This is a genomic window from Mesorhizobium sp. NPDC059054, assembly GCF_042739215.1.
Taxonomy (GTDB): domain Bacteria; phylum Pseudomonadota; class Alphaproteobacteria; order Rhizobiales; family Rhizobiaceae; genus Mesorhizobium.
The window spans coordinates 158,716-179,317 of sequence record NZ_JBHYHV010000003.1; the positions used below are offsets into that span (position 1 = coordinate 158,716).

Here is a 20,602-nt window from a genome sequence, read left to right on the forward strand (position 1 = left end):
GGGCTGGAGCATGGGCTCCTTCGGCGCCATCGCTGAATTCCACCAGGACGCAGCCGAGCAGCCGGTGATCGACGAGCCGCTCGACCTGACCCGCGCAACCCGTCGTGGCGCTATCCGGCTGGAGCGCCGCCGCCTCGCCGGGGCGACAGCTGTCGCATATGAAACGCTGAGCCCGAAGCGCCACCGCTGGAGCCACGCGGTTGCGCTATGCCTGCCGGAAGCGCGTGCGCGGCGAGACGAGCACAAGGTGCTGACCGAGGTCGGCCCGGATGACGATGCCATCCGCGGCATCGACCGCACCGGCATCCTGTTCGACATGGGTCTCGGCCTGCCGCAATGCGATTTCTGCATCCGCACCAGCGATCCGAAACTGCTGGGTGAATTGCGCGCCAATCTCGGCCGTTCGCTTTTCGAGCCCGGCAATGGCGCGACCGTTGCCATCATGGCCGCGCATCCACATCGCGTGGCACTGACCGCGCTGGGTCGTGTCGAGGTTTACCAGAAGATCGGCGGCCCGGACACCGGCGGCGTTTCGCCGGCCGGACCCCATACGCACCTTTTGCCCAAGCTGCTCGCCAGCGGCCCACCCATTCGGCCAACACGCCGATACCGCAGGGCCTGCTGCCGCTTGCCTTCCTGCACCCGGGCAATCCGGTGATCGGTCCGATGGGCGAGGACCAGCCCTTCGACGTCGACCTGCACGACGCATTCCAGAGCCTGCTGACCCGTTACGGGACCGCGGAAGCGCGCATGGCAAAACAGGCGGTCAGTACGGCGCTCAACGCCGGCGTGGCGCCGCAAAGCTGGACGCCGCCTGTCAGCCGCGCCGCCAAGACGGCAGCGCGCATAGCGCTGCGCCAGGAAGCGAGATTAGCCACCCATAACGCAGACCTCAGGCGGGCCGGCATTGTTACCACCTGGCAGATGACCTTCGATCAGCTTGATCCGGAGACTTCCGACAGCGTCGAGGAGGAAGCGCCCGGGCATTGATGCAGGTTGCAAATGTGCAACCGGCTATTTCGTCGCCTGCATCTTGTCGACCGCGGCGGTAAAGCCCTTCAGGGGAACGGGGATGGTGAGGGGCTTGCGCGTCACGGCCTCCATGCCGATGTTGAGCGTGGTGCCGGATTTCAGCCCTCCCAGCAGAGCAGGTGACAGCGGAACCGCCGCATAGGCTCCGTTCTGGTCGCTGGTCTGAACAGCTGCCGTCGCTTTCTCGCCACCGTCGATCTGATAGGACACTCCCGAAGGCAGGAAGAGACCGTGCGGCAGCGCCAGCAGCAGGACGAGCTCACCTTTTTCCTCTTGGCGTCGCACGGTCAGCGTCAGCACGCGCTGACCGGTCTTGGCCTCGGTCAGGTTCTGCGAAACCTGGCATTCGAGGTCGGTCGTTGCACCGCCGCTGCTGCAGTTGACGACCCAGGAAGCCGCCTCTGGTTGCTTGGCCTCGGCGGCTTTCACTTCGGGTTTTGCCTCCTGAGCAAACCCGGATGAGGTGACGACAGCCAAGGCGAGACACATCGCGCCAGTTTTCGTCACCGAACGCGCGCTACCGAACCAGCCCGATACCATGTGATTATCCCCATCTCTGTCGGCGCGATTTCTATACCAGCGCGTATCGCCCGCAAAGTGCGGTCCACCAGAAAGGCCGATATTTTGCGATCCCGATCATTCGTGACCTGGTGACTATTTTTGGGTGTTTCGCACTCCAGGCTCGCCAATCGTAACTTCCTGGATAGACTCCAAGCTCTGGGGTGACCCGATGGGCCGGGGAACGCGCGCCGTGTCGTATGGAGTTGTGCGGCGCGCGTGGGCTCAGGCCCAAGGCTCCGCTACGCGTGGCCAAACCGGACGCACCAGCTTTTCATAAGCCGTGCCCGCTGGATCGCTCGGATAAGAGCTCGGCGCCGAGACATAGATGATTTCGGCCGCGATCGGCTCGAAGCCGGCGTAGAAATGATTGGTCGACTTGATCAGCAGCACATCCTTCGACAGCGGATCGACGCCGAGATTGGAGAAGATGTCCGGCTCGAAGGTCTGGGTACGGTTGGTGTTCAGGATGACGTCGATCTCGGTGCCCTCCAGCCGCACCAGCGCTGAAGCGCCCAAGGTGACCCGGCTCGGCCCGAAGCTCTGCCAGCTCTCCGCAACGGCCTTCACCACGCGCACCCGGGCGTCGATCGGCTCGCCGGCGAGCGGGCCGGCTTTGCCGCCGAAGCGCAGGTCGATGACCGCACCCTCACCCGCCGCATGGCAGAAGGTGACGGCAAGCGGATCCCAGATGGTGGCGACGCCGATGTTGTTCAGGCCTCGCGCCAGCATCGCGCGCAGCAGCGAGGTGCCATCGCCGGCGACACCGCCGCCGGGATTGTCCCAGACATCGGCAATCACCACCGGCCTTGCCTTGCTGGCGGCGCGCACGTCCAGCGCGCGGTCGATACCCTGATCGGCCGTCAGCATCGGCATGGCAAGCTGGCCGCGCAGCGCGTAAAGCTCGCGCCCCAGTTGCTCGGCCAGGGCATCGCCCCTGGCCTTGTCGTTGTTGGTGACGACCATGATGCGGGCGCCCATTTCCGGCACGTCGGCGGCCATGAAGCCGTGGATGACGGAGACCGAAAGAATGCCGTCCCTGCCATGCAGCGCCTTGATGCGGTCAACGAAGCCGCGCATCGGCTGGCGGCTGGTCGGCATCACCTCGATCATGCGGCAGTCGAAGGTCGAGATCACCGGCTTGATCTCGCCGCGCGCAGCGGCAAGGCCGAGGTCGACGACATGTTCGCCGCGCTCATAGAAATCGGTGTGGGGGAATTCGAGGAAGGCGGCAAGCACGTTGGCCGCGGCCACACGCTTCGGCGTCAAATGGCTGTGCGGATCGAGCTCCGAGGCAATCACGATATCAGGCCCGACGATTTCGCGGACGCGGGCGAGAAGATCGCCCTCACAGTCGTCATAGCCCTGCGCCACCATCGCGCCGTGCAGGCCGAGGATGACGGCATCGACCGGAAGGGCTGTCCGCAACTGGCCGAGGATTTCGTCACGCAGTCCCTCGAAGGTCTGGCGCTGCACCAGCCCGCCGGGTTCCGCCCAGGTCGCGGTGCCCTCGATGACGGTCAGCCCTTCGGCGACCGCACGCCGCCGCAGAGCGACGATCGGCGAAGAGCACAGCGTCGGCGTTTCCGGATGCTCGCCCGGGCCAGCATAGAAAGCCATTTCGAAAGAGGCGCGGTCGGTCGGCACCGGCGAGAAGGTGTTGGTCTCGGTCGCCAGCGAGGCGGTGAAGATACGCATGCGCTTTACTCGATTGATCCGTCGGGAGATCGCCTTCCGCCGATCCTCGGCGGAAGGCATCAAACGCTCACTTCACCGGCGCGTAGGCAACCGCTTCGATCTCGACCTTGATGTCGATCATCAGCCGCGATTCCACAGTGGTGCGGGCCGGCGGCTCCTTGGTGAAGAAGGAGCCATAGACCTTGTTCATGCCGCCGAAATCGCGCGCATCCTCGATCCACACCGTGGTCTTGACGACGTCGTCCATCGTGGCCCCCGCGAGCGCCAGCGCGGTCTTGACGTTCTCCAGCACCTGACGGGTCTGCGGCTCGATGCCGCCGTCGACCACCGTACCGTCCGGGCGCACCGGCACCTGGCCGGAAACGAAGACAAAATCGCCGGCGCGCACAGCCGGCGACAGCGGCACATGCGACGTTCCGAAAACCTGCTTGCGTGACATGATCTCAAAACTCTCCTGTTATTTGACGGCGCCGAGGGCGAGACCCCGGACGAGATAGCGCTGCAGCCAGGCGAACAGCACCGCCACCGGCAAGGTCGCCAACAAGGCGGCCGCCATGACATGGTGCCATTCGATCGTGTAGCGACCGGCAACCAGCGCGAACACCTGGATGGGCAGCGTGTAGTTCTCCTGGCTGCGCAGGATGGTCAATGCGATGATGAACTCGTTCCAGGCATTGATGAAGGTGAAGATGGCGGTCACCGCGATCGCCGGCAGGCACAGCGGCAGGAACACCTTGCGCAGGGTCAGCCAGCGGCCGGCGCCTTCCATCCAGGCGGCCTCTTCGAGATCGCGCGGAATGGTGTCGAAATAGCTCTGCAGCATCCACACATTGAAGGCGACGTTGAAGGCCATGTAGACGACGCCGACGGCGGTCGTGCTTTCGATCAGCCCCCAGGCGGCGATCAGCCGGAACAGGCCGAGCACCAGCACGATCGAGGAGATCATCTGCGAGATGAGCAGGAACTGCCGCATCGCGCCATAACCGGCAAAGCGGAAGCGCGACATGGCATAGGCTGCCGGAATGGCGACGATGATGGCGCCGACTGTTGCCAACACCGAGACATAGAGCGAATTGAGCAGGGCACGGCCGAAGCCGGTCGCCACCCACATCTCGGCGAAATTCGACCAGCGAAACTCGCTCGGCCACCAGGTCGGCGACAGAACTTCGGGACGCGGCTTGACGGCGGTCAGGAACATCACCGCGAAGGGAAACAGCGTCACCACGATCAGCGGCGACAGAAGCAGCCAGGCGATGACGGAACGGACGAGCTTGCTTTTCCTCATGCTTCCCGCTCCCGCATGGCCAGACGCACATAGATCATGGTGAAGACGAGCAGGATCGCAAACATGACGAGCGAAACGGCCGAGGCTTCGCCGAGTTTTCCGACGCGGAAGGCCAGCTTGTAGAGATAGGTCACCAGGATGTCGGTGGAGTTGGCCGGCCCGCCCTGCGTCATCACCCAGATGATCGGGAAGGAATTGAAGACGTAGATCATGTTCAGCACGATGGCGATGTTGATGAACGGCTTCAGAAGCGGCAGCGTGATGGTGCGGAACTGCTGCCAGGCGGAAGCGCCTTCAAGGGCTGCCGCCTCATAAAGATCTTCCGGGATCGAGGAGAGTCCGCCGAGGAAGATGGTCACGGTGAACGGCACGGTCACCAGGATTCCGATCAGCACCTGCATCGGGAAGGCCGTTCCGGCGCTGGCCAGCCATTGGATGTTCTGGTCGATGAGGCCGAGCCCCATCAGCGCCGAATTCAACATGCCGCTTTCGCCGTTGAGCGCCCAGCGCCAGACCACGGCCGTCATGGTCAGCGAAACCGCCCAGGGCAACAGGATGATGACGCGGGCGGCACTGCGGCCATAAAAATCCGAATTGAGGATCATCGCCACGGGGATGGAGAGGATCAGCGCGCCGGCGACGACCGAAAGCGTCCACAGGCCCGTGCGCCAGAGCGCCGCCATGAAATCGGGATCGTCGGCAAGTGCCGCGAAATTGGCCAGCCCGATGAAATCGCGCAATTGACCGAAACGGCTGACGTCATGGGTCGAGATCTGCACCAGGTCGTAAACCGGCCAGAAGATCACCACCGCCGCCAGGAACAGGCTGGGCAGGATGAGCAGATAAGGCAGCGCCCGATTATGCATGCGGGCCGATCAGGGACATCATCAACGGAAAGACCTCAAATTTTGATATGTGCGCCGCCCCTCACCTGCCCGGCAGGGCGATGAGGGGCAGCGCCAACGGTCCGACTTCTCCCGAGCTTACTTCTTCAGGACGCCGTTTGCCTTGGCGGCAGCATCCTTCAGCGTCGCTTCCGGCTCGCCCTGGCCGAGATAGATCTTCTGGACGGCGTCGGAGGTGATCTGCGCGATCTCTTCCCAACCCGGGATGACCGGCGCGAAGCGGGCCTCGGGCAGCAGTGCGGTGAAGGCGGCTAGCCCTGCGTCCTTGGTGTAATAATCCATCTTCGCCTCTTCCTTGTTCACCGGCAGCAGGCCTTCATTCTGGGTGAACTTGGCGCGCTGTTCGGTCGAGAAGAGGAAGTCGAGCAGCTTCCAGGCTTCTTCCTTGTTCTTGGAATTCTTGAACATGATGATGGAGTCGGTGACGCCATAGGTGCCGCGCGCGCCGGTCGGCCCGGCCGGGATCGCCGCCACACCATATTTCAGGCTGGGCGCTTCTTCCTTGATCTGGTTCATCATGAAGGGAGCGGTGATCATCATGCCGACCTTGCCCTGCTTGAACAGGGCCATGACATCCTCGCGGTTCATCGAGGTGACGCCCGGTTGGGTCAGGCCTTCGTCGATCATCGACTTGTAGAGCTTGGCCGCCTCCAGCGCGCCCGGCGTGCTCAGGCCCGATGTGCCGTCCTTGTTCAGGATCTCGGTGCCGAACGACCACATCCCGTAGTAATAGTAGACGTCGGTCTCGATCTCCTTGCCCTGGATGCCGTAGCCGAAGGCGCCGGCTGCCTTGATCTTGCGGGCATCCTCCTGCAGCTCCGTCCAGGTCGACGGCGGATTGGCGATGCCGGCCTTCTCGAACAGGTCCTTGTTGTAATACATGGCGCGCGCGGAAGCGGCGATCGGCAGGCCATAGGTCTTGCCCTCCATGATCGACGGCGACAGGAACGTCTCGATGAAACGGCCCTTGAAATCGGGCGTCATGTAGCTGTCGAGCGGCTCGGCAACATCCTGCTGCACGAAATCAATCAGCCAGCGCGTGCCGATGATCGAGAGATCCGCATTGGTGCCGGCGGTGATATCGGTGGTCAGCTTCTGCAGGAGCACATCCCACGGCACCACTTCGAACTTCAGCGTCGTGCCGGGATTGGCGGCTTCGAACTCCTTCTTGACCTCCTCGAAATAAGGGCCGGTCTTCGAAGAGTATTCCGCGACGGTCACGCGCACTTCGCCCGCATCGGCCTGCGCGGCTACCGCCAACATGCTCAACCCGGCCAGAAGGCCGGCAGTCCATCGTGCCAGTTTCATAAACTCTCTCCCATTGTCATTGCGGGACCATCGTCCCCGATGCTCCCGAGCAGCAACATGCGGCTTTGCCTTCATGTTACTTTCCTACATTATCGCTGAAAATCCACCTTTCAAGCTGATTTTTCTGTTGCTTAATTACATTTTTGATTACATTTTTTGCGCTACCCTTGAGTGGGTCCCCAGTCAGGAGGAGACGGCGCGGGCAATGTCCAATACGGAATTCCAGGGCAAGACCGTGGTGATCACCGGGGCCGGCGGCGGGCTAGGCTCTGCGCTGGTGGCACTGTTTGCCGAACGTGGCGCACGGGTGGTCGGCTGCGACCAGTCGCTCGATACCCTGAGCAGCGAGGCGATCGCTTCGCGCCATGTCTTCGACCTGACCCGGCGTGAGGAGATGGAGGCCGCGGCAGGCGCGATCGTTGCGCGGGATGGCGTGCCCGACATCCTGATCAACAACGCCGGCTGGACACGCGCCGAAACGCTTGTAGCACTCAACGCAGCCACCATCGAACGCGAGCTCGACCTCAACCTCACAGGCGTCATGACCTTCGCCGATCCGCTGACCAAGGCAATGGCGCGGCGCGGCAGCGGCAGCGTCGTCTTCGTTTCGTCGGTCAACGCCATCGCGCATTTCGGCAACCCGGCCTATGCCGCCGCCAAGGCCGGCATCAACGCCTATGCCAAGGCGCTCGCGGTCGAGCTCGGCCGCAGCGGCATCCGCGCCAATGTCGTCTGTCCCGGCTCGATCCGCACCGCTGCCTGGGATCACCGATTGGAAAAGAACCCCGAGGTTCTCGGCAAGCTGAAGCGGCTTTACCCGCTCGGCCGCATCGTCGAGGCCCGCGAAGTGGCTGAGGCCGTCGTGTTTCTGGCATCGCCTCGCGCCTCCGGCATAACCGGCGTGGTGATGCCGGTCGATGCCGGCTTGACGGCAGGCTTTCTGCCTTTCATCGACGATATATTGGGAGGCTAACCATGACCGATGTCTCGTTTCGAGGCCTGTCGAAATCGTTCGGGCAACACAAGATCCTCGAGGACATCGACCTGGAGATCGCCAGCGGCGAGTTCGTCGTGCTGGTCGGCCCTTCCGGCTGCGGCAAGTCCACGTTGCTGCGCATGCTGGCGGGGCTGGAAACGATCACCTCCGGTGACCTGCTGGTCGGCGGCGTGCGTTCCAACGACCTGCCGCCGCAGAAGCGCAACATCGCCATGGTGTTCCAGTCCTACGCGCTTTTCCCGCATCTGAAGGCTTCGCAGAATATCGGTTTCGGCCCGAAGATCCGCGGCGAAAGCGCGCCGGTGGTCGAGGAGAAAGTGAAGAAGGCCTCCGGCATCCTCAACCTGTTCTCCTATCTCGACCGCTATCCGCGGCAACTGTCCGGTGGCCAGCGCCAGCGCGTCGCCATGGGTCGCGCCATCGTACGCGAGCCTTCCGTGTTCCTGTTCGACGAACCGCTTTCCAATCTCGACGCGCAGTTGCGCGTGCAGATGCGCACCGAGATCAAGGCGCTGCACCAGCGGCTCAAATCCACCATCGTCTATGTCACGCACGACCAGATCGAAGCGATGACCATGGCTGACCGCATCGTGGTGATGGACAAGGGCCGCATCCAGCAGGTCGGGAAGCCGCTGGACCTTTATGACAAGCCGGCAAACAAGTTCGTCGCCTCCTTCATCGGCTCGCCGTCGATGAGCTTCGTTTCAGGCGCGCTCAAATCGGCATCGGACGGCGCCTGGTTCGAACCATCGGGTGGCGGCAAGCTGAAACTCGGCAACGATCACGCGGCCTCGGGCACCATAGAAGCCGGCATCCGCCCGGAACATTTTGTCGTCGACGGTGACGGTTCTGTCAGCCTGCGCGTCGACGTGGTCGAGCCGACCGGCTCTGAAACCCATGTCTATGGCGCGATCGGCAACGACACCATCCGCGCGGTGTTCCGTGACCGCGTTGCGGTGAAGCCCGGCGACCGGCTGCCGGTCAGCGTCGCGCCCGCCAACATCCATTTGTTCGACACGGCAACGGGCCTGCCGCTGTGAAGACACCGGCGGACATCATCACCCGCTTGCAGATGATGGCCCAGGACGGCACCAAGTCGGACCGTCGGCTGGCAGGCATGGTGCTGTCCGATCCCGACTTCGTCTCGAAGGCAGCGATCTCCGAGATCGCCGCGCGCGCCGGCATCAGCGAACCGACCGTCACACGCTTCTGCCGCAATCTCGGCTGCGAAGGGCTCCGCGATTTCAAATTCTATCTCGCCCAGGCGATCGCCATCGGCGGCCAATATCTTTCGGCCGAACCGCCCGGCAGTGACGTGCGCGACCAGCGTATCGCCGCCGCCATCACCGAAGCGGCTATCGCTGCGATCCAACGCGCCAGCGGCATGCTGCCGATGCCAAAACTGATCGAGATCGCCGAACGCATCGCGGTTTCCGGCAACATCCTGTGCATCGGCTCCGGCGGCATCTCCTCGATGATGGCGACAGAGATGCAAAACCGGCTGTTCCGGCTCGGGCTCTCCGCGCTGGCGCAGGTCGATGGACAGCTGCAGCGCATGTATGCCTCGGTGGCGACGCCTGAGACCACGGTGCTTGCCTTCTCGGTTTCCGGCTATGCGCGTTCTGTGGTCGAGGCCGTGCAGGTCGCCCGCCAGTACGGCGCCACCACCGTTGCCGTCACCGCGCCGGATTCCGTGCTGGCCAGGGCGGCGGAAACGCTGATCCCGTTCCAGTCGCTCGAGGATGGCAACATCTACAAGCCGACCTCCTCGCGTTTTGCGCTGCTGGCCATTGTCGACATCATCGCCACGGCAACCGCCGAAGCGCGCGGACCGAAGGCACTGGAAAATCTGCGCCGGATCAAGCAAAGCGTGTACACGCTGAAAGTGGCCGACCCGCGCCTGCCGCTCGGCGACTGACCTTAGCCCTTACAGGTGACCTCATGACATCGCGCCCCAAGACCATTGCTGAAATCGACACGCCCGCCGTGCTGATCGACCTTGACCGCGCCGAACGCAACATCGCCAACGCACAGAAGGCGGCCGATGCGGCTGGCGTGAAGCTGAGGCCCCACATCAAGACGCACAAATTGCCTTTCTTCGCCAAAATGCAGGTCGAGGCGGGTGCGGCCGGCATCACCTGCCAGAAGATCGGCGAGGCGGAAGTGATGGCCGATGCCGGGCTGACCGACATCTTCCTGCCCTACAACATCATCGGCAAGGCGAAGCTGGAGCGACTTCTGGCGCTTCACAAGCGCATCACGCTTTCGGTGACCGCCGACAGTTCAACCACGATTGCCGGTCTCGCCGGGACCTTCACCGATCCGGCCCGGCCGCTCAAAGTCCTGGTCGAATGCGATACGGGTGCGGCCCGCTGCGGCGTCCAGACGGCCGAGGAGGCACTGACGCTGGCCAGGCAGGTCGACGCGGCGCCCGGCCTCGCCTTCGGTGGCCTGATGACCTATCCGGCGGCCGGCGCGCCTGAAGCGGCGGAAGCCTGGCTCGCTGCAACGCGCGACCTGCTTGGAAAAGAAGGGCTTTCCTGCGAGACCGTGACCAGCGGCGGCACGCCTGACATGTGGCGCAAGCAGGACGCGGCCATCGTCACCGAATACCGGCCCGGCACCTATATCTACATGGACCGCTATCAGGTCGAAAAGGGTGCCGCGAGTGCTGACGATTGCGCGCTCACCGTACTCGCTACTGTGGTTTCCGCTCCAACACCGACCCGCGCCATCCTGGACAGCGGCTCCAAGGCACTGTCCAGCGACCTGCTCGGCTTGCCCGACCACGGCGAACTGGTCGGCATTCCAGGTGCTCGTGTAACCGGCCTGAGCGAAGAGCACGGCAAGGTCGAGCTGACCGGCGGCGCGACGCTCTCGGTCGGCAACCGCGTGCGCGTCTTGCCGGATCATGCCTGCGTCGTCACCAACCTGTTCGACGAGGTTTATCTCGTTTCCGGCGACCGCGTCGTCGACGTGCTGCCGGTCGCCGCGCGCGGCAAGCTTTCCTGAACCCTTTCTCCAGACGAACGGAGCCACCATGACCGAAACCAAGAACCCATTTGCCGGCGACGCGGACCGCGCCTTCATCTGGGACATGCTGATGCCGCGTGACTTCGAAGCCTTCGCCTCGCAGGACTGGTCCATGGTGGCCGGTGATTTCGACGAGATGCGTTTCCTCGGCATCCACGCCCACAACTCGCCGAACCAGGACGACTGGAACGCCGCCTTCCCGACCTTGCAGGCCTATCGCGAAGAATGGCTGCGCCAGGCCGCTGAATCCGCTTCGGTCGCCTATGCCGAGCCATTGCCGTCGGCGCTGCTCAAGGCAGTGACGCTCAACCGCATCGATATCAACGGCAATGTCGCCGTGGCGCACAAGAAGTTCGACGGCACCGTGCCGCTGGCCGATGGCGGTGTCGACCGGCTAAACTGGCAGACCCTCTATTTCTGCCGCAACGACGGTGACCGCTGGCGCATCACCGGCTTTGTCGGCTACATGAAATACCGTTGACAGGAACAGGGCGATCGCCGTTAGAGCGTTTCCGTTTTTCACGGAAACGCTCTAGCTCTTTGTTTTTACGCAATTCCGAACGGAAAACCGTTGCACGCTTTTCCTGGAATTGCGCCCGAAATCAGCGCCTGCGCGGGCAGTTTATTAACTGGCGCTGCAATAAGTTCCTTTCGGCCGTCGCGTCGGCCACCGCCCGCATCCTGCGGGCGTGTATCGGAGCCGAGGAATGTCCGCGCATCGCCATCCCCGATTGGAAGGCCGCCTTGCTGATGCCATCGGCATCGAGGCGCCGGCATGTCTTTGAAGGGCTCGGCCAAGAGGTTCCTCAAGCACGGCGCGATCCGTGCGGGCCTGGAAGGCGTCGCGCTGACGCGTGCCGGCGTACTCTGGCCGGCAGCGGCAGGGCGCGGCGTGATCTTCACCTTGCATCACGTGCGCCCGGCGCGACGCGGTGGCTTCGATCCCATCGCGACACTTTCGGTGACGCCGGAATTCCTGGACGAGGCAATCCGCGTCTGCACTGAGACTGGCCTGACACCGGTGGCGCTGGAAGATCTGCCACGCCTGCTTGCCGACCCCAGGGACAAGCGCCGTTTTGCCGCCTTCACGCTGGATGACGGCCTCCGCGACAACGCCGAGCACGCCGCCCCGGTGTTTCGCCGGCACGACGTGCCTTACACCATCTTCATCGCCAGGGGTTTTGTCGAACGCACCCGCTCGATGTGGTGGGAAACAGCTAAGATACTGACGCGCTCCAAGGACCGGTTCGAGTTCGATTTCGGCCAGGGTGCCGAAATCGTCTCCACGCAAACGCTGAGCCAGAAACAGGACGCCTATGAGCGGATCGTCCATTTCGTGCATTCGAACAACGAGGACGCAGCCGTTGCGGAAGTCGAACGCGCAGCACGGTCACGCATGATCGACCCGCTCGCCATCGTCGATCAGTTGGTCATGACCGCGGAAGAGTTGAAGGCGCTTTCCGCAGACCCGCTGGTGCGCTTCGGGGCGCACACGCAAACCCATATCGCTATGGCAAGAGTCGATGATGCGCGGCTTGCCGAGGAAATCACCGGCTCCATGGATGCCGTCGAGGCTTATGTCGGCTACAGGCCGACCACCTTCGCCTATCCTTATGGAACCAAGGTTGCGGTATCGCCGCGCGAATTCGATGCCGTTGCCAAGGCCGGCATCAAGCTGGCGGTCACCACACGCCCCGGAATGCTGACGGCGGACAGCTTCGACAGGCCGACGGAGCTGCCGCGCGTCTCGCTCAACGGTCACTACCAGAGGCGGCGTTACGTGAAGGCACTGCTGAGCGGCATTCCCTTCAAGCTGTTCTAGAGCAATTTCAGGAAAAGAGTGTAGCGCTTTTCCGTCCGGAATTGCGTAAAAACAAAGAGTTAGAGCGTTTCCGTGAAAAACGGAAACGCTTTAGGATAAAGACATCTCAAATATCGGCCGGCAGCGGCCCTTCGTAGCGTGCGCGCGGGCGGATCAGCTTGCCCGACATGACCTGTTCGATGGCATGCGCTGTCCAACCGACACTGCGGCCCAGCGCGAACAGTCGGATCGGCGCATCGGCCGGCAAGCGGTAGGACCGGGTCAGCGCCACCAGCGCGAAGTCGACCGTCGGTTCGGCGCCGGTGGCATCGAACGCCGCCTGGCGCAACTCGCGGATGTCGTCGTCCAGCTTCATGTCCGCCAGCAACGCTGCCCCCCGCGGATCGCCGCCGGGATAGAGCGGATGGCCGAAGCCGGGCAATGGCCGGTCATGATCGATCCAGCGCGCCATTGCGGCGCGTACGCCGATCCGAACGGCGTCGTCCACCAGCATGGCGACGGCGTCGGCGGCCGTGCCGTGGCGCGGACCATAGAGCGTCGACAAGCCCGCCAGCAGGCAGGCGACGAGCGGCGCGCCGGTGGAGGCCGCCACGCGCGCGGCGAAGGCCGAGGCGTTGAGCTCGTGGTCAGCCACCAGAACCATGACGCGGCGCAACACCTCCGCAGCCCGGTCGACCCGCCAGCCTTTCGCCAGCCGCAGATGCACGGGTTCCACACCGGGTGCTGCCCCCAGCGCACCGGCAAGAGCCGCGATGGCCGGCATCGCATCCGCCTGCAGCACGGAAGCGTTGCGGCCCAGCGAAGGCTGCCCCCTTGCCGCCAGGCTGGCGAGGACCGAAAACGCCTGTGCGATGCCTGTCTCTGCCGGCACACCCGATGTTGCAAAACGCGGAGAAGCAGCGCTGGCCCACAACAGCCGTGCCGTGTCCTCCAGGGTGGCGGTTTGTGAAAAGGCCACCGCATCCTCGCCGCGATAGATCAGCCTGCCATGGATGACGGTGGACAGTTCGGTGGCGAAAACCGGCTCGCCCCACGAAACGGCGCTTTCGGCAATCGCAGCGACGCGGCGGCCACGCGCCCGGCGCGTGGTGAGCGCTTCGATATCCTCCAACCGGTAGAGACTGCGGCGTGGGTCGGCAGGGTCCGGCTGCATGCCGATCTGGCCGCGGCTGACATAGGCGTAAAGCGTCTGCGCACGCACGCCCAGCCTGTCCAGCGCTTCGTCCCGTGTCAGCCAGGAGCTCATATCAACTCGTATATTGATTCTATTGATCAAGATTGATGGCAATCAACAACAGCATTATCTCGGATCGAAAATTGGTCAAGGAGCAAGATGATGACGAGCGGACTGGATGATGTGATTGCCGCCGAAACCGTGCTTTCGGAAGTGGACGGTTTCGGCGGGCACCTGACGATCCGAGGCCATGCTTTGCGTGACCTTGCCGGACGACGCGATTTCGCCGGCGTCACACATCTGCTTTTCGACGGTTTCTTTGCCGACCTGCCGGATGAGAAGGAGCTGACGGCAAGGCTCGGTCAAGCACGGGTCGAGGTGTTCGAAAGGATGCAGGCGCTGCTGCCGACGTTGGCCGGGCTCTCCGTCTATGACGGCATGCGCGCCGGTACTGCGCTGATGCCCGATGGCGACACGCTCGACGATGGGCTGCGTCTGATTGCGGCGCCCGCCGTGCTGACGCCTGCCCTCATACGCATGCGCAAAGGCCTCGAGGCCATTGCTCCGGTTGCCAAGGCCGACCATGCCGCCGACATGCTCACCATGCTCACCGGCACGGATGCCAGCAGGGACCTGGCTGCCGCGCTCGACACCTATCTCGTCACCGTCTGCGACCACGGCCTCAACGCCTCGACCTTCGCCGCACGCGTGGTCGCCTCGACCCAGGCCGGTCTGACTTCGGCAGCGCTGGCCGGGCTCGGGGCCTTGAAAGGCCCACTGCATGGCGGCGCTCCGGGACCGGTGATCGCGATGCTCGATACGATTGCGGCAACCGGAGATGCAAAAGGTTGGCTTGAAAAGGAACTGGCCGAAGGCCGCCGCATCATGGGCTTCGGCCACCGCATCTACCGCGTGCGTGACCCACGCGCCGATGTGCTGAAGGCCGTTGTCCGCCGCATCGGCCCCGATGGCGCGGCTGGCCGCCGGCTGGCTTTCGCCGAGACGGTGGAACAGGCCGCGCTTGAAATCTTGAAGGGGGCCAAGCCCGGCCGCGTACTGCAGACCAATGTCGAGTTCTACACGGCACTTCTGCTGGAAGCGGCAGGCTTCCCCGAAGAAGCCTTCACCTGCGTCTTCGCGGCAGGACGCATAGTAGGGTGGATCGCGCATGCGCGCGAACAGCAGGCGACGGGCCGGCTGATGCGGCCACAGTCGCGTTACATCGGACCTGTGCCGGATCTTGTTGCCTAGAGCAGGCTTGCCTCATGCACTTGCCTCAGGCGCTCAGACCCCTTCGACGAGCACGATTTCGCCGTCGGCCACCTTCTGGCGGATGGCAACGGCGCGCTGGTATTCGGGCGAATGGTAGCAGTCGCGCGCGGCCTGAAGACTCTCGAACTCGATGATGACGTTGCGGCCGCGACCCGGCCCTTCTGCCTTCTCGTGTTCGCCGCCGCGGGCAAGGAACTTCGCGCCAAAGCGCTCGAAGGCAGGTTTCGCGGCTTCGACATAGGCTTTGTAGCCTTCCGCATCGCGCACATCGACACGGGCGATCCAATATGCCTTGGGCATGAGCAGTCTCCGTACTGGCGCCTCGTGCCAAGACGAGGCGCAGATTCAAAAGTGTTGCGGCTCAGGCCGCCGCCATCTCGTCCAGGATAGCCTGCGCGGCGGCGCGCCTGTCAACCGCGCCGACGATCGGCCGTGCGACGACGAGATGGCTCGAGCCGTTGCGGATCGCGTCCGCCGGCGTGACGACACGCTTCTGGTCGCCGCGATCCGCACCGGCGGGGCGGATGCCGGGGGTCACCACCGCCATGTCGGGACCGACAACCTTGCGCACGGCCGACGCTTCCTCGGCCGAGCAGACGATGCCGCCCATGCCGGCGGACAATGCCTGTTCGGCGCGCCGCAGCACCAGCGTGTGCGGATCGTACTCGTAACCGGCATCGATGACATCCTGCTCGTCCATCGAGGTGAGCACGGTGACGGCGAGCAGGCAGAGATTGCTGCCCCTGGCCGCTTCCACCGCCGCGCGCATCGTCTTTGGATAGGCGTGCAGGGTGAGCATGGTCATGCCCATCTTGACGATGTTCTCGACGCCCTTGGCGACGGTGTTGTCGATGTCGAGCAGCTTCATGTCGAGGAAGATCTTCTTGCCGTCGGCGGCAAGGTCGCGCGCGAATTCCAGCCCGCCGGCAAAGGCGAGCTGATAGCCGATCTTGTAGAAGGAGACCGTATCACCAAGCTCCTTCACCGCCTTCTCGGCTTCAGCGACAGTTGGAATATCGAGGCCGACGATCAGTCTTTCGCGCATATCGTTCATGTCTTCCAAATCCCTCACCTCGTTGACAGCATGCGGGCTCGTTCGATCAGCGCCTGCGCCACCAGATCCATCGCGTGACGAAGCCGTTCGTCGACAAAATTGCCGTCCGCGTCGAAAGCGCCGGCGCCGTTCGGCACCGAGCATTCCGGCGTGACGATGTCCATGTGGCAGCGCAGCAGGATGGCGCGCAGATGGTTGATGGCGCGTACGCCTGCGAAATGGCCCTTCGACGACGAACACAGCGCGACCGCCTTGCCGGCCATCGGTTTCAATTGCCGGCCGCCGTCATGGCGCACGATGCTCACCCAATCGATGGCATTCTTGAGCAGCGGCGAAACGGAGCCGTTGTATTCCGGCGTGACCAGCAGCAGTCCGTCATGGGCGCCGAGCAGGCGCGCCAGCTTCATGACGTTTTCAGGGATGCCGGTTTCCTTCTCGACATCCTCGTCGAAGATCGGCATCGGGTAATCGGCGAGCGAAATGCGGGTCACATCCGCGCCCTGCATGGCCAGCGCCTTCTGCGCGGCATTGGCCGTCCTGCCGCTGAAGGCACCGCTGCGGATCGAACCCGCGAAGACGAGGATCTTGGGAATCACGGCACAGCGCTCCTTTGCCGTCCGGCAGCTATAGGCGATGACGCAGCTGAATCAAGTGCAAAGCTCGGAAGGTTTGAAAACCTTCAAGCTCTTCGCGTCGATGTTGCCGGCCGTGTCAGAAAAACGCCGATGATGCAGATGACGAAGCCGATCACCGCCCCGGCGGTGATCGCTTCGGAGAACATCAGCCAGCCCCAGATCATGGTGACGGGAGGGGTCAGGTAGATCAGGCTTCCAACGCGGGTTGCCGTGCTTCTTCGGAGGCAGAGCCAGTACAAACCGTAGCCGCCGAGCGTGGAGAAGAAGATGAACCATGCCACGGCTGCGAGGAAGCGTGGATCGGGTATCGGCGCTATTTCACCCTCCAGAAGCGCCAGCGGGGCAAACAGGACTGCAGCGACAAGACTTTGTATGGCCAGCGACGGCAACAGAGGGGTGTTGTCCGACACGCCCTTGGCGATGATTGTCGCGATGACCAGGCTAAGCGTCGACGCCCCCGCCAAGGCATAGGCCAGAAAGGATGCTCCGCCAAGCGAACCACCGACAGCAAGCGAGACGCCCGCGAGGCCGAGGGTCAATCCTGCCCATTGGAGGCGGTTCACCGGCTCATGCAGGACAGAACCGGCGAGAGCGGCCGTCGCGATGGGCTGCAGAGCGGAGACCAGCGCGGCCGTGCCGACGGGAACGCCAAGATCGATCGCCTTCACCCCCAGCGCCAGATACCCGAACATCGCGAAGGCCCCCAGCATCGATTGGAGGATCAACGATTTGGCCGTCAGGCCCTGCCGCACCGCGCGGAACAAGAACGGCAGCAGGATGAGCGAGACGAGGACAAAACGCCAGAACAGCACGAGGAATACGGACCCGACATCAGCAGCCAGCCGCGCGCCGATGAACCCGGAACTCCAGGCAACGATCAGGCCGGCTTCCAGTGCTCCCAGGGAAAGCGCGCTCGCTTTCATCCTGATTCCGGCTTTGCGCTTCCGAGAATGCGTGCGGCCGCGTTCCTGGCCGTCGTGACCGCGGCGCCGTCGCCAAGGGTGAACGCCGCCGCGACCGCACCCTCCAGGAGAACGAAGATCGTGGAGCCGAGTTGCTCCGCCTGACCTTTCGACCAGCGGCCTTGCAGCAGTCGCTGCTCGATCACGGCAAGATATTCCCGTTTGTGACTTCGTGCCGCGTTCTGAATGCTGTCGTCAGCCGGATAGTCGGCTGCCGCCCGCAGAAAGAAGCAACCATTTCCGCCCTGTTGCGTGCTCCACGCTTCCAGGACGTCGAACAGTTCAAGGACACAATCTGCGCCCTTTCCAGCTTCGCCTGCTCCTTCCAGCGCATGAAGGAAGTCGCCATGTCGCCGCTGCAACGCAGCGGTGATCACCTCGGATCGGGTTTTGAAATGCCGATAGAGCGTTCCCAGCGCGACATTGGCCTCGCCCACGACACGATCGATGCCAACTTCCGCGAAACCGTCCCGATAGAAGGCGCGATTTGCCGCGTCGATGATGTCTTCACGCTTCGTACCCATGCCAGAAAAGTAGAACGATCGTTCTACTTGAGTCAAGCTTGCTCATGAGCATGCTGGCTCGCCCACGTCCTCCGCAAGGCAATGTCGGCTATCCGGGAAGCTGCGGGACAAGTTCTACGGATTGGGGGCAAAGCACGGATCAGGGCAGCGTCTCGAACGCCGCACGCCGAGACGGCGAAAATGCCTCACGCTGCGTCAGCAACGCCGCTCTTCTGTCTGATGGAGGAGATAAGGCGCTGAGTGCCTCAGTTCCGCGCCGGCCGCCGGTAGATCCACAGCCGCGTCGGCGGGATGTTGCGCAGCACGAACTGGAAATGCTCCACCGTATAGCTACCGCGCCCAGGCGGGATGGGCGACATCGGTCCGTAGGTTAATTGCACGACGGGACGGCCGGCTGGAATACGGTCGAGCAGGCTTTCGAGATAGCTGATGCGCTGAGCGACCGGGAAATTGAGCAGCGGAACGCCCGTCACCACCGAATCGAACGTCAAGCCACTGTGCTCGCCAAGCGCTTCGGTGAGATTGAAGGCATCGCCTTCGATGACATTGACGCCAGGATAGAGGCGGCGCAGATGCTGCACGAAATCGGCGGAATATTCGACCGCATAAAGGTTCTCAGGCTTCACGCCGCGCTCCAGTATAGCGCGGGTGATGACGCCGGTACCCGGGCCGACTTCGAGCACGGGCAGACCGGAGTCGAGATTGATGACCGAAGCCATCTTGCGTGCAGTGATCGAACTGGTCGGCACGATGGAGCCGACAGCCTTCGGCTTGTCGATCCATCCCTTGAAGAACTTCAGCTCGTCGTCGAATTTCTCCGCGAGCGACTTCCTCAGTCCCGGACCACGTCCCATCAAGCTCTCCTGACCGGCTCCCCCCGGACCCACTGCGTACGCTACTTACCAGTTACGTAGGGGTAGGCAAGGCAAACGTCCACCAATGTCGTGGACAAGATAGATTTTGTCGCCACCGAGGAGTGGCGTGCGCGCCCCTGCAAGTCGTGCTTCAGCTTCTTGTTCATCGCATGATCTTTGTCCGAAAAGTCTGCAACTTTTCGGAATCATGCTTCAGCGTTCGCCGAACGACTCGAAAAAGTCCTTCATGCGCGAGAAGAAGCCGCTCGACTGCGGGCTGTTTTCCTTCGACGAAAGCTGTTCGAACTCTTCCAGAAGCTCGCGCTGGCGCCGCGTCAGGTTCTGCGGCGTCTCGACCGCGGTCTGGATGTAGAGATCGCCGATCTGCGGCTGGCGCAGCACCGGCATGCCCTTGCCCTTCATGCGGAATTGCCGGCCGTTCTGCGTGCCTTCCGGCACCTTCACGCGGGTCTGGCTGCCATCCAGCGTCGTCACCTCGAAGGAACCACCGAGAGCGGCTGTCGTCATCGAGATCGGCACCTTGCAATAAAGGTCGGCGCCGTCACGCTGGAAGAATTCGTGCGGCTTGATGGCCAGGAAGATGTAGAGATCGCCCGATGGGCCGCCGCGCAGCCCGGCCTCGCCCTCGCCGGCCAGGCGGATGCGGGTGCCGTCCTCGATGCCGGCAGGAATGTTGACGGAGAGCGAACGCTCCTCGGTGACACGGCCCTGGCCGGCGCATTTCGGGCACGGATCCTTGATCGTCTGGCCGCGGCCCTGGCACTGCGGACAGGTGCGCTCTATCGAGAAGAAGCCCTGGCTGGCCCGAACCTTGCCGTGACCATGGCACATCGAGCAGGTGACCGGTTGCGTGCCTGATTTGGCGCCGGAACCCGAGCATTCGTCGCAGGAAAGCGATGCCGGCACATGGATTTGGGCGGTCTTGCCGGCATAGGCCTCCTCGAGGCTGATTTCCATGTTGTAGCGCAGGTCGGCGCCGCGTTCGCGCCCACCGGAACTGCGGCGGCGTCCGCCGCCCATCATCTCGCCGAAGATGTCCTCGAAGATGTCGGCAAAGCCGCCCGCCGCGAAACCGGCGCCGCCGCCATTCATGCCGCCATTCTCGAAGGCGGCGTGGCCGAAGCGATCATAGGCCGCGCGCTTCTGCGGGTCCTTCAGCGTCTCGTAGGCTTCGTTGATTTCCTTGAACTTGTGCTCGCAAGAGGCGTCGCCGGGATTGCGGTCGGGATGGAACTGCATGGCCAGCTTGCGGAAGGCGCTTTTGAGCTCCTTCTCGTCGGCGCCCTTTTGCACGCCGAGCGTTTCGTAGAAATCAGCTTTCATCGAGAGCCTGTTCCAATCCCGCCGACCGAAGGCTCAAGCAACGGCCAACGTCTGAAGCGCATTGTTTCGACCAGTCGTCCAAAAAGACTGGTCTCCGATTTAGTAACGATGCCGCGTCAATGCCAGTACCTGGGCCAGTACAGAG

The 20,602-nt window shown here is 63.3% G+C and carries 21 protein-coding genes and 1 pseudogene; 8 read left to right on the forward strand and 14 right to left on the reverse strand.

Translation table 11 applies throughout. The features are described 5' to 3' along the window. Positions 1 to 10 precede the first annotated feature (10 nt). Positions 11 to 990, forward strand: a pseudogene (locus tag ACFWXH_RS14210) (DUF6925 family protein). Between the two features lie 24 nt (positions 991 to 1,014). Here ACFWXH_RS14210 and ACFWXH_RS14215 read toward each other — a convergent pair. The 6 genes from ACFWXH_RS14215 to ACFWXH_RS14240 all read right to left on the reverse strand — a co-directional run bounded on the left by ACFWXH_RS14215 (position 1,015) and on the right by ACFWXH_RS14240 (position 6,786). Further along, positions 1,015 to 1,572, reverse strand: coding sequence for an invasion associated locus B family protein (locus ACFWXH_RS14215; RefSeq protein ID WP_379121229.1), 558 nt, complete (start codon positions 1,570 to 1,572; stop codon positions 1,015 to 1,017). Positions 1,573 to 1,815: 243 nt separating this feature from the next. Beyond that, positions 1,816 to 3,288 (reverse strand): M81 family metallopeptidase, encoded by a 1,473-nt coding sequence (locus tag ACFWXH_RS14220; RefSeq protein WP_379121231.1) that lies wholly within the window; start codon positions 3,286 to 3,288, stop codon positions 1,816 to 1,818. A 67-nt stretch (positions 3,289 to 3,355) separates the two neighbouring features. Further along, the gene (locus ACFWXH_RS14225; protein ID WP_379121233.1) at positions 3,356 to 3,727 is read right to left on the reverse strand and encodes a RidA family protein; all 372 of its coding nucleotides are present in this window, start codon (positions 3,725 to 3,727) and stop codon (positions 3,356 to 3,358) included. An 18-nt stretch (positions 3,728 to 3,745) separates the two neighbouring features. Then, the gene (locus tag ACFWXH_RS14230) at positions 3,746 to 4,573 is read right to left on the reverse strand and encodes a carbohydrate ABC transporter permease (RefSeq protein WP_379121235.1); all 828 of its coding nucleotides are present in this window, start codon (positions 4,571 to 4,573) and stop codon (positions 3,746 to 3,748) included. After that, complete coding sequence (locus ACFWXH_RS14235) at positions 4,570 to 5,439, reverse strand: carbohydrate ABC transporter permease (RefSeq protein WP_379121237.1); 870 nt, start codon at positions 5,437 to 5,439, stop codon at positions 4,570 to 4,572. The genes ACFWXH_RS14230 and ACFWXH_RS14235 overlap by 4 nt, the downstream gene beginning before the upstream one ends. A gap of 117 nt (positions 5,440 to 5,556) precedes the next feature. Continuing rightward, positions 5,557 to 6,786 (reverse strand): ABC transporter substrate-binding protein, encoded by a 1,230-nt coding sequence (locus ACFWXH_RS14240; RefSeq protein ID WP_379121239.1) that lies wholly within the window; start codon positions 6,784 to 6,786, stop codon positions 5,557 to 5,559. A gap of 205 nt (positions 6,787 to 6,991) precedes the next feature. Here ACFWXH_RS14240 and ACFWXH_RS14245 point away from each other — a divergent pair, with 205 nt between their 5' ends. The 6 genes from ACFWXH_RS14245 to ACFWXH_RS14270 all read left to right on the forward strand — a co-directional run bounded on the left by ACFWXH_RS14245 (position 6,992) and on the right by ACFWXH_RS14270 (position 12,638). Next, a complete protein-coding gene (locus ACFWXH_RS14245; protein ID WP_379121241.1) occupies positions 6,992 to 7,759 on the forward strand; it encodes an SDR family oxidoreductase in 768 nt (255 codons plus the stop codon). Between the two features lie 2 nt (positions 7,760 to 7,761). Further along, positions 7,762 to 8,823 carry an ABC transporter ATP-binding protein gene (locus ACFWXH_RS14250; protein WP_379121243.1) on the forward strand — a complete coding sequence of 354 codons (1,062 nt, stop codon included), beginning with the start codon at positions 7,762 to 7,764 and terminating at the stop codon, positions 8,821 to 8,823. Then, positions 8,820 to 9,701 carry a MurR/RpiR family transcriptional regulator gene (locus tag ACFWXH_RS14255; RefSeq protein ID WP_379121245.1) on the forward strand — a complete coding sequence of 294 codons (882 nt, stop codon included), beginning with the start codon at positions 8,820 to 8,822 and terminating at the stop codon, positions 9,699 to 9,701. The genes ACFWXH_RS14250 and ACFWXH_RS14255 overlap by 4 nt, the downstream gene beginning before the upstream one ends. Before the next feature lie 23 nt (positions 9,702 to 9,724). Continuing rightward, a complete protein-coding gene (locus ACFWXH_RS14260; protein WP_379121247.1) occupies positions 9,725 to 10,795 on the forward strand; it encodes a D-TA family PLP-dependent enzyme in 1,071 nt (356 codons plus the stop codon). 28 nt (positions 10,796 to 10,823) lie between these two features. Further along, positions 10,824 to 11,297, forward strand: coding sequence for a hypothetical protein (locus tag ACFWXH_RS14265; protein WP_379121249.1), 474 nt, complete (start codon positions 10,824 to 10,826; stop codon positions 11,295 to 11,297). A 294-nt stretch (positions 11,298 to 11,591) separates the two neighbouring features. Continuing rightward, positions 11,592 to 12,638, forward strand: a complete 1,047-nt coding sequence (locus ACFWXH_RS14270) for a polysaccharide deacetylase family protein (RefSeq protein WP_379121251.1) — start codon at positions 11,592 to 11,594, stop codon at positions 12,636 to 12,638. Between the two features lie 106 nt (positions 12,639 to 12,744). Here the strand turns inward: ACFWXH_RS14270 and ACFWXH_RS14275 are convergent, their stop codons facing one another. Next, a complete protein-coding gene (locus tag ACFWXH_RS14275) occupies positions 12,745 to 13,884 on the reverse strand; it encodes a citrate/2-methylcitrate synthase (RefSeq protein ID WP_379121253.1) in 1,140 nt (379 codons plus the stop codon). 90 nt (positions 13,885 to 13,974) lie between these two features. On the opposite strand from ACFWXH_RS14275, the gene ACFWXH_RS14280 reads away from it, so the two are divergent. After that, entirely contained in the window at positions 13,975 to 15,063 is a 1,089-nt protein-coding gene (locus tag ACFWXH_RS14280) for a citrate synthase/methylcitrate synthase (RefSeq protein ID WP_379121255.1), read from the forward strand. 33 nt (positions 15,064 to 15,096) lie between these two features. Here ACFWXH_RS14280 and ACFWXH_RS14285 read toward each other — a convergent pair whose 3' ends face one another. From ACFWXH_RS14285 to dnaJ, 7 genes are all read right to left on the reverse strand, one after another. Further along, positions 15,097 to 15,384: a DUF1330 domain-containing protein gene (locus tag ACFWXH_RS14285; RefSeq protein ID WP_054312315.1), complete on the reverse strand. Its 288-nt coding sequence runs from the start codon at positions 15,382 to 15,384 to the stop codon at positions 15,097 to 15,099. Positions 15,385 to 15,445: 61 nt separating this feature from the next. After that, complete coding sequence (gene pyrF, locus ACFWXH_RS14290) at positions 15,446 to 16,138, reverse strand: orotidine-5'-phosphate decarboxylase (protein ID WP_379121257.1); 693 nt, start codon at positions 16,136 to 16,138, stop codon at positions 15,446 to 15,448. Between the two features lie 14 nt (positions 16,139 to 16,152). After that, complete coding sequence (locus ACFWXH_RS14295) at positions 16,153 to 16,734, reverse strand: NADPH-dependent FMN reductase (protein WP_379121260.1); 582 nt, start codon at positions 16,732 to 16,734, stop codon at positions 16,153 to 16,155. A gap of 83 nt (positions 16,735 to 16,817) precedes the next feature. After that, entirely contained in the window at positions 16,818 to 17,696 is an 879-nt protein-coding gene (locus ACFWXH_RS14300) for a DMT family transporter (protein WP_054312318.1), read from the reverse strand. Then, the gene (locus tag ACFWXH_RS14305; RefSeq protein WP_379122211.1) at positions 17,693 to 18,259 is read right to left on the reverse strand and encodes a TetR/AcrR family transcriptional regulator; all 567 of its coding nucleotides are present in this window, start codon (positions 18,257 to 18,259) and stop codon (positions 17,693 to 17,695) included. The genes ACFWXH_RS14300 and ACFWXH_RS14305 overlap by 4 nt, the downstream gene beginning before the upstream one ends. 245 nt (positions 18,260 to 18,504) lie before the next feature. After that, positions 18,505 to 19,113: a phospholipid N-methyltransferase PmtA gene (pmtA, locus tag ACFWXH_RS14310; RefSeq protein ID WP_054312320.1), complete on the reverse strand. Its 609-nt coding sequence runs from the start codon at positions 19,111 to 19,113 to the stop codon at positions 18,505 to 18,507. 213 nt (positions 19,114 to 19,326) lie between these two features. Next, complete coding sequence (dnaJ, locus tag ACFWXH_RS14315; protein WP_054312321.1) at positions 19,327 to 20,457, reverse strand: molecular chaperone DnaJ; 1,131 nt, start codon at positions 20,455 to 20,457, stop codon at positions 19,327 to 19,329. Between the last annotated feature and the right edge of the window lie 145 nt (positions 20,458 to 20,602).